Origin of the sequence: Coleofasciculus sp. G3-WIS-01 (genome assembly GCF_040223135.1) — a bacterium.
Taxonomy (GTDB): domain Bacteria; phylum Cyanobacteriota; class Cyanobacteriia; order Cyanobacteriales; family Coleofasciculaceae; genus Coleofasciculus.
The window spans coordinates 1-18,127 of the sequence record NZ_JAVJZI010000133.1; the positions used below are offsets into that span (position 1 = coordinate 1).

Annotated in this window: 18 protein-coding genes, 1 tRNA gene and 1 pseudogene; 5 read left to right on the forward strand and 15 right to left on the reverse strand. The window is 47.7% G+C overall.

All coding sequences use genetic code 11. The annotated features are described in order from the left end of the window. Window positions 1-366 precede the first annotated feature (366 nt). On the forward strand, window positions 367-885 hold the full coding sequence (gene ilvN / locus RIM23_RS13005) for an acetolactate synthase small subunit (RefSeq protein WP_446337344.1): 519 nt from the start codon (window positions 367-369) through the stop codon (window positions 883-885). Window positions 886-960: 75 nt separating this feature from the next. Here the strand turns inward: ilvN and RIM23_RS13010 are convergent, their stop codons facing one another. Next, complete coding sequence (locus RIM23_RS13010) at window positions 961-2,475, reverse strand: M23 family metallopeptidase (protein ID WP_446367676.1); 1,515 nt, start codon at window positions 2,473-2,475, stop codon at window positions 961-963. A gap of 181 nt (window positions 2,476-2,656) precedes the next feature. After that, window positions 2,657-3,517, reverse strand: coding sequence for a biotin--[acetyl-CoA-carboxylase] ligase (locus RIM23_RS13015; protein ID WP_446367678.1), 861 nt, complete (start codon window positions 3,515-3,517; stop codon window positions 2,657-2,659). A 64-nt stretch (window positions 3,518-3,581) separates the two neighbouring features. On the opposite strand from RIM23_RS13015, the gene pgeF reads away from it, so the two are divergent. After that, complete coding sequence (gene pgeF, locus RIM23_RS13020) at window positions 3,582-4,379, forward strand: peptidoglycan editing factor PgeF (RefSeq protein WP_446367680.1); 798 nt, start codon at window positions 3,582-3,584, stop codon at window positions 4,377-4,379. Window positions 4,380-4,462: 83 nt separating this feature from the next. On the opposite strand, the gene RIM23_RS13025 is transcribed toward pgeF, so the two are convergent. The 10 genes from RIM23_RS13025 to RIM23_RS13070 form a co-directional block, all read right to left on the reverse strand. Then, window positions 4,463-5,263 carry a TPM domain-containing protein gene (locus RIM23_RS13025; protein ID WP_446337340.1) on the reverse strand — a complete coding sequence of 267 codons (801 nt, stop codon included), beginning with the start codon at window positions 5,261-5,263 and terminating at the stop codon, window positions 4,463-4,465. 177 nt (window positions 5,264-5,440) lie between these two features. After that, window positions 5,441-5,992 carry a DUF948 domain-containing protein gene (locus RIM23_RS13030; RefSeq protein ID WP_446359877.1) on the reverse strand — a complete coding sequence of 184 codons (552 nt, stop codon included), beginning with the start codon at window positions 5,990-5,992 and terminating at the stop codon, window positions 5,441-5,443. Between the two features lie 11 nt (window positions 5,993-6,003). After that, entirely contained in the window at window positions 6,004-6,357 is a 354-nt protein-coding gene (locus RIM23_RS13035) for a YtxH domain-containing protein (RefSeq protein ID WP_446359876.1), read from the reverse strand. A 179-nt stretch (window positions 6,358-6,536) separates the two neighbouring features. After that, entirely contained in the window at window positions 6,537-7,817 is a 1,281-nt protein-coding gene (locus tag RIM23_RS13040; protein WP_446367682.1) for an RNA-guided endonuclease InsQ/TnpB family protein, read from the reverse strand. 107 nt (window positions 7,818-7,924) lie between these two features. After that, on the reverse strand, window positions 7,925-8,260 hold the full coding sequence (locus RIM23_RS13045) for a hypothetical protein (protein ID WP_446367684.1): 336 nt from the start codon (window positions 8,258-8,260) through the stop codon (window positions 7,925-7,927). Between the two features lie 129 nt (window positions 8,261-8,389). Next, window positions 8,390-8,462: transfer RNA gene (locus RIM23_RS13050), tRNA-Phe, on the reverse strand. Between the two features lie 279 nt (window positions 8,463-8,741). Beyond that, the gene (locus tag RIM23_RS13055) at window positions 8,742-10,613 is read right to left on the reverse strand and encodes an alpha/beta hydrolase (RefSeq protein WP_446367686.1); all 1,872 of its coding nucleotides are present in this window, start codon (window positions 10,611-10,613) and stop codon (window positions 8,742-8,744) included. Window positions 10,614-11,040: 427 nt separating this feature from the next. Then, window positions 11,041-11,337, reverse strand: coding sequence for a hypothetical protein (locus RIM23_RS13060; RefSeq protein WP_446367688.1), 297 nt, complete (start codon window positions 11,335-11,337; stop codon window positions 11,041-11,043). 139 nt (window positions 11,338-11,476) lie between these two features. Then, entirely contained in the window at window positions 11,477-12,541 is a 1,065-nt protein-coding gene (locus RIM23_RS13065) for an ABC transporter permease (protein ID WP_446367690.1), read from the reverse strand. Window positions 12,542-12,696: 155 nt separating this feature from the next. Continuing rightward, window positions 12,697-13,215, reverse strand: a complete 519-nt coding sequence (locus RIM23_RS13070; RefSeq protein ID WP_446367738.1) for an adenine phosphoribosyltransferase — start codon at window positions 13,213-13,215, stop codon at window positions 12,697-12,699. 214 nt (window positions 13,216-13,429) lie between these two features. On the opposite strand from RIM23_RS13070, the pseudogene RIM23_RS13075 reads away from it, so the two are divergent. From RIM23_RS13075 to RIM23_RS13085, 3 genes and pseudogenes are all read left to right on the forward strand, one after another. Continuing rightward, window positions 13,430-14,398, forward strand: a pseudogene (locus RIM23_RS13075) (RNA-guided endonuclease InsQ/TnpB family protein); the annotation flags it as partial. Between the two features lie 31 nt (window positions 14,399-14,429). Continuing rightward, the gene (locus RIM23_RS13080) at window positions 14,430-15,053 is read left to right on the forward strand and encodes a DUF3038 domain-containing protein (protein WP_446367692.1); all 624 of its coding nucleotides are present in this window, start codon (window positions 14,430-14,432) and stop codon (window positions 15,051-15,053) included. Window positions 15,054-15,120: 67 nt separating this feature from the next. Further along, window positions 15,121-16,563: a DUF4335 domain-containing protein gene (locus RIM23_RS13085; protein WP_446367693.1), complete on the forward strand. Its 1,443-nt coding sequence runs from the start codon at window positions 15,121-15,123 to the stop codon at window positions 16,561-16,563. 192 nt (window positions 16,564-16,755) lie between these two features. Here RIM23_RS13085 and RIM23_RS13090 read toward each other — a convergent pair whose 3' ends face one another. From RIM23_RS13090 to RIM23_RS13100, 3 genes are read right to left on the reverse strand one after another with little or no spacing between them, the layout of a single operon-like run. Beyond that, a complete protein-coding gene (locus RIM23_RS13090; protein WP_446367694.1) occupies window positions 16,756-17,001 on the reverse strand; it encodes a hypothetical protein in 246 nt (81 codons plus the stop codon). Window position 17,002: 1 nt separating this feature from the next. After that, window positions 17,003-17,410 carry a type II toxin-antitoxin system tRNA(fMet)-specific endonuclease VapC gene (gene vapC, locus RIM23_RS13095; RefSeq protein WP_446367695.1) on the reverse strand — a complete coding sequence of 136 codons (408 nt, stop codon included), beginning with the start codon at window positions 17,408-17,410 and terminating at the stop codon, window positions 17,003-17,005. Beyond that, on the reverse strand, window positions 17,407-17,925 hold the full coding sequence (locus RIM23_RS13100) for a ribbon-helix-helix domain-containing protein (RefSeq protein WP_446367696.1): 519 nt from the start codon (window positions 17,923-17,925) through the stop codon (window positions 17,407-17,409). The genes vapC and RIM23_RS13100 overlap by 4 nt, the downstream gene beginning before the upstream one ends. Window positions 17,926-18,127: the final 202 nt, after the last annotated feature.

Genomic DNA, 18,127 nt, shown 5'->3' on the forward strand with positions numbered 1-18,127 from the left:
AGTGTTCATCGCGAATGCTTCGCCCTGACCCAAATCAAACCATCAATAGATTAACCCTGTAGGGGAGAAGCCTTCGCGCCTTGATTTGGTGGTTGTACAGCTAAGTGTTCATCGCGAATGCTTCGCCCTGACCCAAGTCAAACCATCAATAGATTAACCCTGTAGGGGAGAAGCCTTCGCGCCTTGATTTGGTGGTTGTACAGCTAAGTGTTCATCGCGAATGCTTCGCCCTGACCCAAATCAAACCATCAATCAATTAAGTCTTGTCATTTTTTCAGACCACGGTAAGATATAAAAGCCTCATACCAAAACCCGATTATACAAAAGGAAGAGGCAAACGCCTTTGTGCCATTTTGGTGTTAACTGATGAAACACACCCTTTCAGTTTTAGTCGAAGATGAAGCCGGTGTCTTAACTCGCATTGCTGGTTTATTTGCCCGTCGCGGCTTCAATATTGAAAGTCTCGCCGTTGGTCCTGCTGAAAAAGTTGGGATTTCCCGGATTACGATGGTAGTGCCTGGGGATGAGCCATCAATTGAGCAACTAACCAAGCAACTCTACAAACTGATCAACGTGATCAAAGTTCAAGACATTACCACCACCCCTTGTGTTGAGCGGGAATTGATGCTGATCAAAGTCAACGGCACCAGTTCCACGCGATCAGAGATCATTGAACTTGCCCAAGTGTTCCGAGCGCGGGTGGTGGATATTGCCGAGGATTCCCTGACGATTGAAGTTGTGGGAGACCCTGGAAAAATGGTCGCGATTATCCAGATTTTGAGCAAGTTCGGACTTCGGGAAATAGCCCGGACTGGAAAAATCGCCCTGATCCGCGAATCCGGTGTCAATACCGAATATCTCAAGTCTCTGGAAGCCAAAGTCTAGCTAAACCTTTGTACAGAACCTGCCCTTTGTGAATGTAGAGACGTTGTATGCAACGTCTCTACATTACCTGTATATTCAGGAGTCCGGTTGCTGGATCGCCTGAGCGACCTTCAGCGCCTCAATCAGTTGAGCCATAGCATATTCTAAATGAGCGCCAGCATCAACCGCCACCCAACCATCGGTGGTTTGGTGACGCCACTCAAAGTGGAGATGGGGACCAGTAGAAAAACCAGTACTACCGACAAGCCCGATAACACTGCCTTGATCCACCGATTCACCGGGTTGAACAAAAATTTCCGACAGGTGAGCATAGCGGCTTTCTTGAGTGCCTTCCTCATGGCGCAAGATCACCGTCAGCCCGTAGCCGCCCAAGAAATCAGCCGTCGCCACCTCACCAGGAGCAACAGCCAAAACAGGTGTACCTGTCGGGGCGGCTATATCTGTACCGGAATGGAAACGATAAGTCCCAGCAATTGGATGCATCCGCCAACCGAATACTGAGCTAATTGCCGCCGGAATGGTTAAAGGGAAGATAAAGCTGGCATTGCCGACTAGAGGACGCCCTAGAGGTCGGTTAGAGAAATTATAGTAAGTCAGACCCGTGGGAGTGGTTTTGGGTGATGCCGTTGTGGGCATAGAGGAGACACCAGGAGGGCGAGTAAACTGTCTGATCCGAGGATTCACAGACGCTGCCACCCGTTGAACTGACCTGACTGGCGGACTCACACTGGCGCTGAAGGTAACCGGAGGTGCAGGGAGTCGAGTTATTTGGGTTCCAGTTCCTCCTGGGAGTTGATGGGGTTGACGTTGAATGCGTCCCGCCTGAACCCCCGTCTGAACTCCCCTCTGAACTCTCCCCTGAACCCCCGCCTGAACCCCCGCCTGAACCGTTTGTGTTTGTTGTCTTGGCGCAGCTTGACCCCCACAGCTCCCACTCACCAGTTGTCCATTGCGCGACACCGTTTGACAACCCGTTGACCGCTCGGTAAGAATCACGGCTGGTTTGGCAGGACTTTGGGTTGCGCCCAGGCTATAGTTTGTCCGGTCAATATAGCTATTATTCGGTGTAGCTGGGGTTTGAGCAGCTTCCTGAGTGGGGGAAGGATTAATAATAACTTTCGGAGGTTTGGCTAGGGTGGCGGGAGCTGGAATGGATAGATTAGGCGCGTCAAGTCTCGGTTTGGCAGCCGGGGGTGTCGCCACGGTTGGTGTAGGTGCGGCGGGAGCCGGAGCCGGAGCTGGAGGCTTGCTAACACTAACCGGTGCGGGGGCTGGGGGTTTAGGGACAGGGGGAGCAGGCGGTTGGTACGCGGGTTTAGGTGCAGGTGCTGGGGGGGCGACAACGACTGCTGGCGCTGCGGGTTTAGGTTGGGCTGGCGGTTCTGGGGGCGGCGGGGTAAATTTAATCGCTGGGGGAGCAGGCGGTGCAGCTGGGGCTATACCTGTATCTATTGGTGCATCAGTTTGAGCAACGACTAGACCACTACTGAGCACACCCAGCCCTCCCATCAAACTGATTCCTTGCTTAAGCCAGGGATATCGGTAAAATACGCCCGTTGGGGTGGAATTGGCGACGGTTTTTTTATTCATTTGCGACTCACTCCTCATCCTCACTGTCTATCAATAGCGAGTAAAAATTTTCAGTCAATTTAAAGGGATTTAATGGGACTAGAACACCGATTCATTAATCAAAACCATAAACTGAAGCGTCTTAACCCAGTAACATTGGCGACTCCAAGCTCAGTTGTTGACGTTTGACAGACAAGGACATTCAAGGCACGTCTTGAGGATAACCCAGACTAATTGTACCGGGCTTAAGGTGAATTTCTGGACGGATTGCGGCGTCAGCATTTGCGTCCGTTGCATTAGCTGAGGTCAACCCAACCCTTAGATCACCCATTGACGTGACTCCTTTGACGATGCCAGGATTTCCGTTGACCTGAATCGAGGCTCCCTGATGAAACAGTAACCCTTGATAGGACAACCGTAAATTGTCAATGCCTGATTCTAACCCGTAGTGATACCCCGATCGCAATCCCTGTATCACGATTGCCGCTAACATTTCTCTTGAGGTTACGGCTGGACTCGTTGGTTGAGTCTCAAAAAAGGATTGTAAATTAATCCCTGTTTCTGGCACAGGATTGCTCCAGTTAATGCCTATACCGATAACAGCTTTGGTTATTTGCCCCTGAGATAGGCGGGTTTCGGTAAGAATTCCACCTAACTTATAGCCCAGCAACAGCAGGTCATTGTGCCACTTAATCAGGACGGGAATACCATAGCTTCTCAAAGCAGTAGCAACGCCCCAAGCGCTGCACATTGTGAGCTGGGCGCTATTGGATGCTGCCAAATTAGTGGTTAAAGCCAAGGATAAGTATAACCCACCCGGAGCGGATTGCCATTGCCGTCCCCACTGTCCTCGTCCTGCCGTCTGTTGATCGGCGATAACCACGATGGGCGGTGTTGTTCCTCTATCCAGCAATTCCCAAAGGGTTCGATTTGTAGAGGATAGGCTATCAAATAAATAGACGGGAAGCCCTCGGATTTCTTGAAGTCCTGGGAGTCCAGAGTGGGATAGCTGTTGCGTGACGGTTTGGATGGCTATTTCCAGAGCTTGTTGATTAAGTACCACTACAGCTTAAAGGTTAGCTAAGCTAGCTTATTGTACTGCCCTTCTACACCTTTTATCCTGAACAATGCATACGTGGCACTGGCAAACTTGGGACAACTTACCGTATCTAACCTGTAGCCTTCTAGAACCTTGGCATCATGGCTTTTTTACCTCCGCTTTTTCACCCCGTCCCCCTGACCAAATCGTTGAAGCCCTGCAACCCGAAGCGACGGTTTATCGGGTGCGCCAAGTTCATGGCAATACTGTCCTAACGCCGTCGGAGTGTATCACGATTGGTGCAGTTGGTCAAGGGGAGAATCAGACACCTGAAAAACCTGCGGCTGATGGTATCTTCACTGAAAAGCCCCAGCAAGCTGTATGGGTTTGCACGGCTGACTGTACGCCCGTGCTGATTGGAGATGAAAAAACGGGACGAGTCGCGGCTATTCATGCGGGATGGCGAGGAACCGCGACTCGAATTGTGCCAAATACGATCGCGCGATTCCTGGAGGTAGGTAGCCGCCTAGAAAATCTCCGGGTTGCCATGGGACCTGCGATCGCGCCAGAAGTGTATCAAGTCTCGGAAACCGTTGCCATAGAAGTGGGTTCTACTATTATCCCTACGGATAAAACAAATACCCCTGAATCGATTTTGGATGAATTACAGCAGCTTCCCCATTCCCCCATTTTCGATGATCCCCATCCGGGACGAGTCCGCTTAGATGTGCGACGGGTGAACGCCATACAACTCGAACAACTCGGCTTAGATCACGAGCAAGTTGCGATCGCGTCTCACTGTACCTATCAGCAACCCGAGTATTTCTTCTCCTATCGTCGCACTCAGCAAAAAAATGTGCAGTGGTCAGGAATTGTCAGCAAATAAGGCTCCAGAGCAGCAAGCAGACATGATCAGGGCGCATAGACATGCGCCCCAACCAAGTTATTACTGATTCAGCCAACTTATAATTACATTTCCGACGCTGTCGTTTGACCAATGAATGGTGACAGGTAAGCCACTAACGCCCCTAGTGCAAAAGCCAGGACATTTCGGAATAAAGGCAACCATTCAGCCGTTCGAGTGACAACTGGACCGATTCCGAAAGCAATGAAGAGAATACCCCATAAGGGAGAAAAGATTAACGCCCATTGCCAAGCCACAAGTTGTCCATCTTTGCGAGGAATCGCCGCAAATCCTAAAACCACACCACCTACCAAGGAGGTAATCAGGGTGAGAATCCACTGTTCTTGAGGCAAGCCTGGAACAACCTGACATCCACCTTTATTTAGGCAAGTTTTAACCGTATCTAATGCATTGACAATTGCCTGGTTTTCCCCATTCTCGCGCACAAAGTAGAGGTTACCAAAGCGTGTCTGTAATTCTACCCAAAAGGTACGGGGTAGAAATTGATATAAATCGTCGCCCACATTAAAGCCCAACAGATTACCGCCTCGTGGGTCAGCAATCAGTAAAACGCTTTTATCATTGAGTCCCCAGTAATCGCGAACGGCTAAACCGGGTGTACGGTCATATTGGGTTAATACCCGCAGCTTCCAACCGGTTTGTGCCTCAAACGTTTCTATGTCTTGAATTAGGGCTTCTTCCTGAAGCTGAGGCAGCAGATTCGCCAAATCAATAATGGGAGTCTGGGTTTTCGGGAGTAGGTCGGGGTTGTTATAAGCTTGGGCGGATGGTGCGATCGCCCAAACAGAGCCAGCAATACAAAATGCTGCCAAGATTACCAAAAATCGTTTTAAAAGATCCAGCATTGCGATACACAAAACAATGGACAGGGACGGGATATCTTAAAAGGGAGATAAGGTCAGGTTAAGGTAAAGATTTCTTTACACTTGTTTACTTTACTCTAATATTTGGGATTTGTCATTCGTCACTCGTCCTTTATTTGCTCCCCTGCTCCTGAAGCCCCTCCGCTCTCCTGAGCACTCCTACTCCAAGGGTTCCTCAGAAGATTTGATACCTTCATATTGCCGAGGAACAGGAGCATTATCCTGAATTTCCTCGTAGGAACGCTCATACTGCGGTTCAACCCTATCCAGTTCAGCATCTTGTTCTTGCAGATCAACAGCCTTGCGTTCAGAGGGAGGTAAGCGATCAAGGGAGCGACGACTAGTAGCAGGGTTCCTCCAGGTTTTCCAAGCCGCCTTGACACCGGCGACAACACTACGAGTGCCGATTTGGGCTTTTTTCGCCTGATTTTTTGCACCCTGGATGCTTTGATCAACTTGTTGCACCACTTGACCGGCGCTTTTAACGCCCTCATTCATATCATTGCTCAAATCACTAATTTCTAAACCCGTCAGGCGAATCGACTCTAAAGTTGGCGGTAATTCCCGCCGCAGCGTATCCGCTAACTTTTCCACACTACGGGCTGCTCGTGCTAACTCTTGCAGCGCCGGTAATGCTGCCACTAAAACAGCCGTTAAGCTGACCGCTACTAATAAAATGGATAGTCCGAGCCAAAATAGAGGATCAATCACCGACAGGTTGCCTACACTTGATGGTCAGAAGCGGACATGGGGGATTCAGTCGCCACGTCAGATGGAGACGAGTTGAGTTCGTCTCGTGTCCGGGCGGAAGCTTCTCGTCCCGCTGCGATCGCGTCTCGCAGTCGTGTCAGGGTTCCATCCCAGTTGCGTAGGGCAGATTCTGAAAGGCGATCGGCTTGTAATTGTACAGTTGTTGATAGATCTTCAGCCAAATCAGGTAGGGCATCTGTGGACTTTTTCAACAACCGTCGTGTATCCCGACCTGGACGCGGGGCAATTAGCAATCCGGTTAGGGTGCCAATGACACCCCCCACGACTAAACCCCCAATAAATGCTCCAGCACTCTTTTTTGACATCGTTTGATCTCTATCCTTACACCAATTTTAGGCAGATTTGCTCGGGGAATTTGATGAGAAATCCCTGAAGACTCTGCTCAAGAACGCAGATCACAGCTAACTTGTGTTCTCGATAGCTCCCTTTTAGCGTGACATTCTCCCTCACTAACTAAAAATATAGTGAGGGCTTCTAAGTATCGCTACTTAGATTTCCTGGTTACTCCCTTCCGGGATTTCGTCTCTTGCCTAGACTTCAACAACTTAGCTGAAGTCCCCGGTAGACCGACTGCTACAGGCTGTTTCCGTTCCCCGTCGTCCACGGGTACTATTTTCTCTTTAATTGACGCTAACCCTCGGTTTCTGATTACCTTTCCCGATGCCACATCTCGGTCAACTCGGTACTGGCAATGGGGACATTCGTGGACTCGGACACTTAGGTTTTTTCTTACCTGGCTGCCACACTCTGGACATTCCTGGGATGTTCCCCGGTGGTTAACCTCACCAAAAAACTTCCCACGCTTGGAGCACAGATACTCAACGATTGACCTGAATTGCCCAAATGCCCCATCCAGCATCTGTTTCCCTAAAAACCCTTTGGCGGTGGTGCGGTAGTCAATGTCCTCCATGAATATCATGTCCGCGCTATCGCACAGGGCATGGGCTACCTGATAATGGAATTCCTTGCGAGTGTTAGCGATTTGGTGATGTGTCCGACCTACCTTTAACCTGGCTTGTTCGTAGTTACTTGACCGCTTACTTTTCCGGGCTAGCCTACGTTGCAGTAATTTCAACTTGCTCTGTAGTTCTCTGAAAAAGCCTGATGGCGCTACAATTTCACCGTCGCTGGTTGCCAAAAATTTTTCTAACCCAATATCCACCCCGATGGCGTGTCCCCCTGGCGTCGGCTCAAAGTCTGGGACGTCTACATTGCATTGAATTGCCAGTACCGCGTACCACTGATCTGCCTTCCGTACCAGCCGCACCTGCTTCACCTTAAATCCATCGGGTATCGGGCGATGCAGGTTGATTATTACTGCCCCTAGTTTGGGTAGCTTTAATTGATTGCCAATTACCGGAGTTTCCTTGAACTGGGGAAACAGTAAGGATTTAACCTGCCCGTATTTCTTAAACCTCGGAAGCCCATACCCTCTTTTTCTGAAAAATTCCCAACTTTTATGCAACTGCTTAATCGCTTGCTGCAATACTTGGGAGGGCACTTTCTTCAGTTGAGGGTACTGTTTCTTGGCTTTAGGCAAACTGTTTATCTGCCTGTACTCGTCTGCAAACGGTTCATCGGCAGGGGTTATGTAATCCTTGACTAGAGAACACCTATCAATTGGACTCTTTCTACTATTGCACCAATCCTTGATTTGTCGCCGTCCATAGTTGTATGTACCACGACAGATTTCCAGCCACTCGGTTATCAACCTTTGTTGAGCGACGTCTGGATAGATCCGGTAGCAGTAGTTTAGAGTTATCATGCTGCAATTTTAACTCAATTACTGGCGATTTATCCCACATCAAATCTTAGATTATGATGTAGGTCTTCTCGCCGGACTCTGATAAAGGGGGGAACTTGGCGTAAGGTTCACAGTTTTGAACTTTTGGCAGGCGCTCGCTTCCCACGACGGCGTCGCCTAGACCTATAGGTCTTTTGGATCAAGCCCAACACCATCAAGACCCGCTGCACTCGTTGTAACTGAAACTCTAAATGCTGATAGCGTTTTTTTAATCCATGGACACCGATCTGCCCTCTAGAGATGGCTTGGGGAGCGCCATGTAAGACCCTATAGGTACTTCGTTCAGCCAGGGCGACAATATCAGCCGCCGCTGCTAGCACCCGTCGTAACTTCCAAATCCGCCACGCCAGATAAAAACCAAATAGCGAGATCAGCAGATTGAAAATTACAACAACAATTAGCATGTTTAGGGATTGGGCAGTGAACTGTCGCATCTATATCAAACAGATGCACCATTAATTCGGCTCTCCCGTACTTGTGGTGATAAACCGTTACCGCCCTACCTAAATCTATATAAAATAAGCCTTTAGGAATGCCAGGAGGCGGACTTGAACCGCCGACACGGGGATTTTCAGTCCCCTGCTCTACCGACTGAGCTATCCCGGCTTGTTATCCTTGGCGCTTAACTCGCTTAACTAAGGTAGCAAACTTAACCAAGTGTTGGCAAGTCCGATCACAAATAAATTTGATTTAGCCTACCCTGGGGTCAGCTCGTTTAATATTGCCAACTTTTGATTATATATCAATAGCGTACAATTAAGCCAATCGAGTCCACCTCTGAAATCTCCTAGAGCGCTAGTCCCGGTACTTCTTACCCCGGTTAACAGTGGTGACTGGATCAACGCTCTAGAGGGTGTAGTTTAAGCTGGCAAGGGATAGAAGCGGTTAACTAATACCCGTTAAACGCCGATTATAGGTATTCATGAAATTCGTAAAAATCTGATTAAGTTGTCCTGTGCAGCAATCTGTCTGGGTAAGAACCTTGGGAGAGTTGGCAAAGGGTGAAAAAAGCGTCCCGATCGCACCGTGATTTAGGGTGGGGAAGCGGATGGCAATCTTCTGGTTACTCACGGTTAACACTTGGAACCAAGTGGTTAAGCTTGGCGGGAGTTGAGTACTCAGGCGTAGGGATAAGCTGGGACTCGAAAGAGATTGGGCGTAAGCTGGTGTCAAGAAGGGTTTATAGAGTTGGGCTTCAGGGGTTAGCTGTTTAATAAAGGCTAAACTCACACCTCGAAAAAGCTGGCGCAGGGGTTCTGCTTCTTTATCCGTTAGTTCCCTCACCAACGTACTGTTAGTTATCGCTTCATTGAGACTGGCGCGATCTGTCACACTTAAGTGAGTCCCCCCCAGCGCCACCAGCAGATACTTAGATCCGCTTAACTGATCAAAGGCTCGAAGTTGGTGTTCCACAGAGGGAGTGATCGCGTCATCGGTTCCCGTTAACATCAAAGTAGGAATTTCTACCTCAGCTAGACCCGTATTGCCAAATAAATGTCCAGTGACGGCATTAAGAGCCATCACCTGAACCACCCGCCGATCGCGTAACTCCACCAAGTCTTCCTGTAAGTCTGTGGCGGAACATTGAAACCAGTCAGCGGGTGAGCGTTCTAGAGGACTACGCTGGTGACAAAATTGTCGCAATTCCTCTAGGTTTAGTTGTCCTCCTGCTAAAGCTAAAGCCGTGTAGCCGCCTAGAGAGTGACCGATAACAGTAACTTGTTCCGTATTCAATTTGCCCCGAAATGCTCCATAGCCTTGATTAATTCTCGCCAGACGATCCAAGACAAAGCTGACATCCTTAGGACGGTCAATAAACTCCGATGGGGGTAGCACCTCCCCAATGTTACTGCTTAGAGAAACCCCACTGAGCCAGCTAAAATTACTGCCGGGATGTTCTATAGCCGCAACGGTTAAACCATTAGACGCCAGATGACGCGCTAGGTAGGTTAAAAATTTGCGGTCAGAACCAAAACCGTGGGAGAGAATGACCAAAGGTCCTGAAGTATCACCAACCCAGTACATATCTACAGGAATAGAACGATCGCGATCTCGATCGCGTAGCCTCAGGGTTCGTTCTCGTACATATTGATAACCGGTCACCGTCGGATCAAAGTCCGCCGAAAACTCTGGTGTATCCGCAACAGTGAGTTCCTCCTCCAGGATCGGATTGACCAGTTGACTTTGTAAGTAAGGTCTATTCATTTGCAAAACAATCGCGATCGCAGATGAGGCATTGATCGTGACTGTCTCCTCCGGGTAAGCTCTTAAAAAACTTAGCACCGACAATCCATTCGCTTGGCGTGCAGCTAAAAATAGAGCGGCTTTTAACTGATCGAGACTGCTATCAGGAAGTACCCCACCAATTTGATCCAGTAAGCGGGCGCCATCTGCTGAAAGCAGCAAGTCATTGATAAATTTCTCAGCCAGATTGGGGTCGAGTTGCAGGCGTCTGTTGAGTACCTGCTGGACTTGGGGGGTGAGTAAGGAACGGTAGGGTGTGAGAGTCGGCGGTAACTGACCCGTTTGCGCCCATGCTTCTAGATCCTCGATTGCCACCGATTGCTGAAACGGTCCTAATTGCAAGGTGATTCGTTCAGCCGCATTCAGGGGGGTGGCGATTCCCCAAGAAATTCCTACGCCCAATAAAAAGATATAGTGTTTAAGTTTTTGGATTAGCCCTCTGGACTTCACTCCTTTTCTAGGTTGAGTACGCCGAGAGTCTTGGCTATCAAACCGATTGACTTGAAACGTCATAATGTACTGATTTGACTGGGGTGTAAGTTGAAAGATAAAGAGTTTCAATTAAAGCGACCCAACGCCTTATGTATAAGTTTCCGTTGCCTTGTTGCTGCTATCGCTAAAAAATACATCTGCTTTCCCTACAAAGCACGTCGTCAAGCGGTATTACGGCTTCGTGTATTACACCATCTGATGCAAAAACGCAACCGCCCAACGGTTGTTTGTTGTGGTGAGGCAGGTACGAGATTCGGCTACAGGCATTACACTCATCAATCTCAGATTATGATTGTCAGGATATTGGTTGAGCGATAATATATTCGTTCATTTTGGACTAATGGCATCAGTCTTGTAGCTAATCTAAAGATAGAATTTAGAGCCATGTTGAATTATTTTTTTTAAGAATCTGCTGAGAATATCTATCCTTAGAACGAAGCAATCGATATCACCCCTCATAAGATAGAAACTCTATTTTGGGAATCAGGGGGTCTTGAACAATACCCACGCCATGAAATCCCCAGCGTTGGAGCAATCCTTTTAGCTGAGTTCCGGAAACAGACTCAACGGCAAAGCGATCGCTCAGATCAGCCGCGTGGGTATTCAGATAGCTGAGGGCTTCAAACTGTTCGCGAAACATCAATAAGTACCCTGCTCCCATCTCACTACCCCTAGGGGTAGGTTTGGCAGCAAGATAGCGCCCGTCAACTCGAGAAAGAATTAAGTAATAGATTTGGCTAAACATTTTGATTGGTCATTCGTCAAAACACTGATTTCACGGATTTATTGGAGAGATTGGGGTAGGGGAGTGAGGAGTTAGTCACACTGATTACACTGAAAGTTAGTTCCCTATATTTGTCATTTGTCATTCGACTTCCGATTAATTATTTGAGATTTTCTAGGCGAATGCGCGGATCAACAAATTTGAGCAGCAAATCAGCGAGTAAGTTACCGACAATGAGCATCACCGCCGCCATCATCAAGGCTGCCATCACCAGGTAGGTGTCTTTGGCGGTGACAGCTTGTAACGTCAACCGTCCTAAACCGGGCCAATTAAAGAAAAATTCGGCAATAAACGCACCACTTAACAAACTAGCAAATTCAAAACCCAGGATGGTGATCAGGGGATTAACCGCATTCCGTAAGGCATGGACATAGATCACCCGATTTTCTGGAAGTCCCTTGGCACGGGCGGTTTGGATATAATCTTGCCGCAAAACATCCAACATTGCCCCTCGGGTAATTCGTTGAAGTCCGGCAAAACTGGTGATTGAGAGGGCAAGGGTTGGTAAAATCATGTGCCATCCAATATCGAGGACTTTACCAATGGGTGACAAATCGGCATGATTAATACTGGTCATGCCACCCACCGGAAAAAGCGGTGAGGTGTATTGGGCGATAATGAGCAGCAACAGGGCAGTAATAAAGCTAGGAAAGCCTTGACCGGTATAGCTAATCACCTGTAAGGCGCGATCGGCAAAGCGGCTTTGCTTGACGGCGGCAATAATCCCTAACGGAATCGCTATCGCCCAAGTGATAATAATCGAGGAAATGGCAAGCAGTAAGGTGGCTGGGATGCGTTCCCAGAGGAGGGATGATACGGAACGAAAATAAACAAAACTTTCACCAAAATCTCCCTGAGTCACAACTCGCACCAGCCAACGCCAATATTGTTTGTAGGCAGGTTGATCCAAGCCAAATTGCTGTCGGAGTTCCTCAATGCGTTCCGGGGAAATCTGGGGATTTTGCCGCAGGGTATCCAAGTAATTGCCCGGTGAAAATTGAATGATGGCAAAACTGAGCGCCGATGCCAGAAATAAGGTTAATAAGGCTTGCAAGAGACGTTTGACGATGTAGAGAAACGTCTCACTGGAGACAATCCGGATGAACCCCGCCCACGCCTCATCTAAGCCATGGCGAGTTGAAGAATTCTGTGTTGAAGAAGTCATTCGTCTTTATTGCTTTACTGAAGAATGTGGAAGCATGTCAACGCAAGTAGGTTGGGTTGAGGTACGAAACCCAACCAGAGCAGGTTAGCTTGAAGGTTATGTGCTTTCCCTGACATGCTCCCAAGAATGTAACCCATCACCCATTGCTCATGCCCTTAATACTCAATCAAGGTAACAACCGGCACATCAGGCAGCTTCTGACGCCCCTGTAAATCCCTTAGTTCGATGATAAAACTAAAGCCCACCAGTTCACAGCCAATTTTTTGCACCAGCTTGGCGGTAGCGGCGGCGGTGCCTCCTGTAGCGATTAAATCATCGGCAATCAGAATACGACAACCGGAATCAAAGGCATCTTGATGAACTTCTAAGCGATCCATACCATATTCGAGTTCATATTCAATGGTATGCACGGCGGATGGGAGTTTACCGGGTTTACGGACAGGGATAAACCCAGCGCCGAGTTTATAGGCGAGGGGAGGACCAAAAATAAAGCCACGGGATTCCATCCCAACGACATAATCTGGCGTGAGTCCTGCTTCTTTACAGGTTTGAGCCAGAATGTCAATCGTGTAGCGTAGTCCCTCTGGGTGGCGCAGCAGGGGGGTGATATCCCGAAACATGATTCCAGGTTTAGGAAAATCTGGAATATCCCGAATCAGCGACTTTAAATCCATAGGTAGATAAGGGGCTTGACTAAACAGTTTAACAATTAAATGGATGGAAGCAGACCAATGGTGAGTCCTTGTGCCATGATGGCATCGGAAAGGGCGAATCAGTAAGTGTGTTAACACCGACTGTAGCTAAGTGGTAATGGTAACATAGACAATAAGGAGGTTATATTAAGTGCTGCGTAAAGTCGTCAAAGTCTGGTTGTACCTAACGTCTGAACAGCAAAGTAGGCAGTCGATTCAGTATCCTCAAAAGGTCAAAGTTGAAGGCAATACAGTTAAATTTGCTAGACTTGTAGGCAATATCAAGGCTAAAATACATCGACCAATTGAAGGAACAATAAAAACCGTAACAGTCAGCCAAGAGCCATCAGGTAAGTATTATCCATCTATCCTGACCGAAATTGAGGGAGAAAATCCCAAAACATCGACTGAAGGCATAATAATTGGTGTTGATTTAGGATTAAACTACTTTTCCATCACTAGCGATGGGAGTAAAGTTTAAAAGTACGGAAATCCTAAACATTTAGCCAAACATGAGAAAAACCTAAAGTGTAAACAGCAGAAATTAGCTAAAAAACAGAAGGTGACTAATTCACGGAACAGATATAAAAAAGTCGTAGCTAGGGTATATAAACAAGTTAGTAACTCACGACAGGATTTTCTACATCAGCTTTCTCGTAAGCTCATCAACGAAAGTCAAGTTGTTGTAGTAGAGAATCTGCATGTCAAGGGCATAGTTTGTAAGCACAAGCTAGCCAAGGCAATATCTGATCTGGGTTGGGGAATATTTGTTAACTTCCTATCTTACAAGCTTGAGAAAAAGGGCGGTAAGTTAGTTGAGATTGATAGATGGTTTCCTCGCTCTAAACGTTGCTCTAATTGCTACTACCAGGTTGATGAGATGCCACTGGAGATGAGGGAGTGGACTTGTCCCAGCTATGGTATTCATCATCATAGAGATAGTAACGCCTCGACCAATATTAGAGCAGAAGGTATCAGAATATTACAGGCGGATGGAACAGCCGTCTCTGCTAGTGGAGGGGAAGTAATACCCAAGAGGGGACGTAAGTCTCTCATGAGGCATTCCCCGCTGAATCTAGAAGCCCACACTACACCTCCTGTTCTGAGAAGAGCGAAGGATCAAGGTCAGTGCTGGGTAGTTCACTTGCAAATTCTTTCTGTATAGAAGACGAGTTCACCTACAATCGCTACTTAGAATGATTCTTTCTGTAAGCGTAATGCCGACAAACACTTCTACTGCTCCATCCCATCCCGTAATTTTAGATAATTTACCCGATCCCGGTATCTCAGATCGGGGATGCCCGTCACGAAGTCGGCAGCAGATTGACCTGATTTTACTTGCCATTGAAGCGTTGGAACTGGGAGGTTCTGAAGCGATGCTGTTAGTCGCCAAACAGCTAGAACTTCAGGACATTATCAATAATCGTGTGGTTCTTTGGCGTCTACGCTGCACCAATCCCTTGCGACGCTCTCACACGCGCCGTCCCCTGAATCTAGAAGAAGCTAAAGCCTTAGTGATTATAGCTAGTTATCTGGCTCGCCGCATGACGGTTGTGATTCGACAACTGCTTCTGGCTTACGAACAACTGAGTCAAAAGCAGGTTCCCATCGAACAACATTTTCGCTTGTCCTCCTATCTAGAGCGGTTCCGGGCGCATTTCCGTAGCCGGATGAACCCACGACGGGCAAAGGTCTCTGTCTACAATACCGATGAAAAGTTAAATGAGCTAGCATTGTCGCTGTTAGCTCAGTTGCTCTTTTGTACAGGAACCTCTGGTATGCAGCGATTTTGGATTAGTTTGTTTGATGGAGAAGTTTGATGAATGATCCGAACCAGAGGTTGAGAGCGTCCGTAGCTATAATTGTGGGTTCCATAGGGAAAAAACGATGACAATTCGACGCCAGTACAGTTTGCCCAACTGTACGCTGATTCTAGAGGGATTAAGTGATACAACCGCAGGGGGGGGAGACCAGCTTGATCCTCGCCCACTGATGACGATTCTGGTTAATGCAGAATGCCGTTTTATGGGTCAGCCGCAGCCCATTAGCGGCGGACGAGATTTTTTTGAGAGCTTGGTTGAGTCTGTCAATCGGTATGCTCAAGAATTTTTAAGTCACGTCCCTCACCCTCAACTTGATGGCGCTAAACCACCTTTGGTGCAGTTACAACAACTTCCGGATAAAAACTTGCACCATTTAAGGGTGGGGCAAACCGCAGAAGTTCTTTCGGGTGTTACCTCTGATTCCCATAGCGCATCAGGGACTTCTGCGGGAGGGATAGATGGCAAAAATCCTGTACAGCTTGATTTGACAACGGTACAGCTATTTGACCTAGTTGAGGCGATCGATCAGTTCCTTGCGGATCAGCACACGTTGCCTGATTTGGCTGTACCCTTACAACCAATTTCCCGACGGTATCGCAAAGCTGACCAATCCGTCGCCCAGCGAACCGCACCCGCTGCGATTGGTGTGACGAGTTTAGCTGTAGCGGCGTTGGCTTTATTCTTTGTACCCGTCCCAGAAGTGCGTCCTCCCAAGCCAGCCTCTGAGTCTAATGTTACGGAAACAACGTCTCCAACCCCAGATAGCCCAGGTCAAGTCACGCCAACCCCCACCTCAAGTCCCCCTTCGGCGGCTGAACTGGAGGACGAATTAACCTCAACTCGAGAGATTACGAATCCAACGGAGTTGAGTTATTTGAAGCGTTATCTGCACAGAGAACTTGATCAAGAGTGGGATAACCGGGAAGGGTTAAGTCAGAATTTAGAGTATCAGGTTACGGTTGGCGGAGACGGAGATATTCTAGGGTATAAACCTGTTGATGATACGCCTATTGATAGTGCGGCAAATACTCCCTTACCGGAGTTGAGCTATATTCCCACAGAAGGCGGTACAGCAAGCAGAGAAACCTTTGCTCTGTTCCGGGTGGTATTTACCCCAGGTGGTGTGTTGCAAATCAGTCCTTGGCAAGGCTATCAGGAAGAACCTGGTTTAGGACCCGAAATCACGGATCGGAGGTTACTGAGACAATTAAATAACCAACTCTACAGTACGTTAGACGAACGTTGGGAAGGAACACCGCTATCACGAAGACCATTAAATTACCGAGTGGCTGTCACTGAAGATGGCACGATCGCGGACTACGAACCGACTAATCAACCGGCTTGGGATTATGTAGCGGAAACACCGTTGGCAGAATTAGCTGACCCAGAAGCGGCTGGTATTGGCAGTGAGGAAACTGGATTTGTTCCCGACCAACCCTTAGCTCAGTTTCAGGTGGTGTTTAAGCCGAATGGTGTGCTGGAAGTTAGTCCTTTACGGGGATTCTGATGAGTAGGGTGGGCAATGCCCACCAGCCTTAAGTGCGATCGCGGGAGTGTTGCCAAATTGTCATTAGTAATCGAATTTAGCCTGATCAGCGACTAACGTCAGGTATTTCGATGTAGCGAGAGTTACAGAATCAAGCTGGGCGGTTTAAACCGCAGCTACACAGACCAAACCCGCCTTCGCGGGTTATAAAAACTATAATTTTCTACTATCTCCCAAAATTTTTATCAAAAAATAGCAGTATTTTTCAAAAAGCATGGGGTTGGATGACTTGTATACTTCAAAAACAGGTGTATCTGCTCTTTTGGTTCCGTGCAGATAATGAGATATAAATGCACATCCACCTTCCTCTTCTGGATCAACCATAATTACATTGCCATAGGGAAAGTGGGAATAAAGATAAAGTGCGATCGCGTCTTTGGCGGCGACAGTGGCGAACACTTCACACGGACAACTCCCAATCTTCCAGGCGTAGCCCTTCGACACGACTAAATTCGCGGGTATTGTGGGTGACTAGGATTAAGTTGTTGGCAAGAGCAATTGCTGCAATCTGGAGGTCATTCGGACCAATAGGAGTCCCTAAAGCTTCTAGTCGCGCCCGGATACGCCCGTAGACTTCTGCTGCATTGCCATCAAACGGAAGACTGATCAACTCGCTGAAAAACTCCTGATACAACGCCAAATTACTCTCTAGGCGAGTACCTTTATAAGCACCATAATAGAGTTCAGCTTTGACAATATCGCACAGCACTATGTCTTGCCGTGGAATAGTCATCAATTTCTCAACCACTGCTGAATTTCGACGAGTCAGATAGAGAATGCACGTATTCGTATCTAACAGATAAATCACAAAAGTTCCCAAAGCCGCTGCTCATATTCTCCTTGTTCCCCTCGTGTCAGTGGTTCCCCTTGCCACTTTCCTGCTGTCCTCTCAAAAAAACTAGGAGACCAGCCCAACTCTTCGGGTGTTTTAGGAATTGCTTTCGCATTAGTTTGGTTAAGTATGCGGGATTGAATGGCGGCTTCTATAATGTGCGTTAACTCGGCTTGCAGTGAGCGCTGATGTTTTTGAGCTAGCCCCTTCAGTTTCTCAATGACTAGGGGATCTAAATCTTCACTCGTAACTTGCTCCCGCAGTCCAGCAATTACAACCGCCCTATCCGTCTCTTCGTCAAGCGCAAGCTGTTTAAGACTAACTTCTACTTTGCGAGTAATTTCTTCTAACCACACTTCATACTGTTGATCTCGCTTCTCTAATAATTGTAAAGCTTCAACAATTACTTCATAAGCCGTTTGATATTGACCGCTTTTAAGCTTTTCTTTAATCAATTGTTCTGCTTCTGGCGTTAGGATTATATTCATCACCTCAAGATCTCCATTTGACTTCCCATGATAGATGGGGACACTTTATCTGCGATTACCGCCTTGATTAGACAATAACTCATCTTGGCGGTTTATGTCCCACCACAATGTAAATTTATTATTATACAGCGCTTTCCTCTGCTATGAGGTACAACATCAATCTAGCAGTTTGAGGGATAGCGGGCTAATACTGTACTCCATAAGA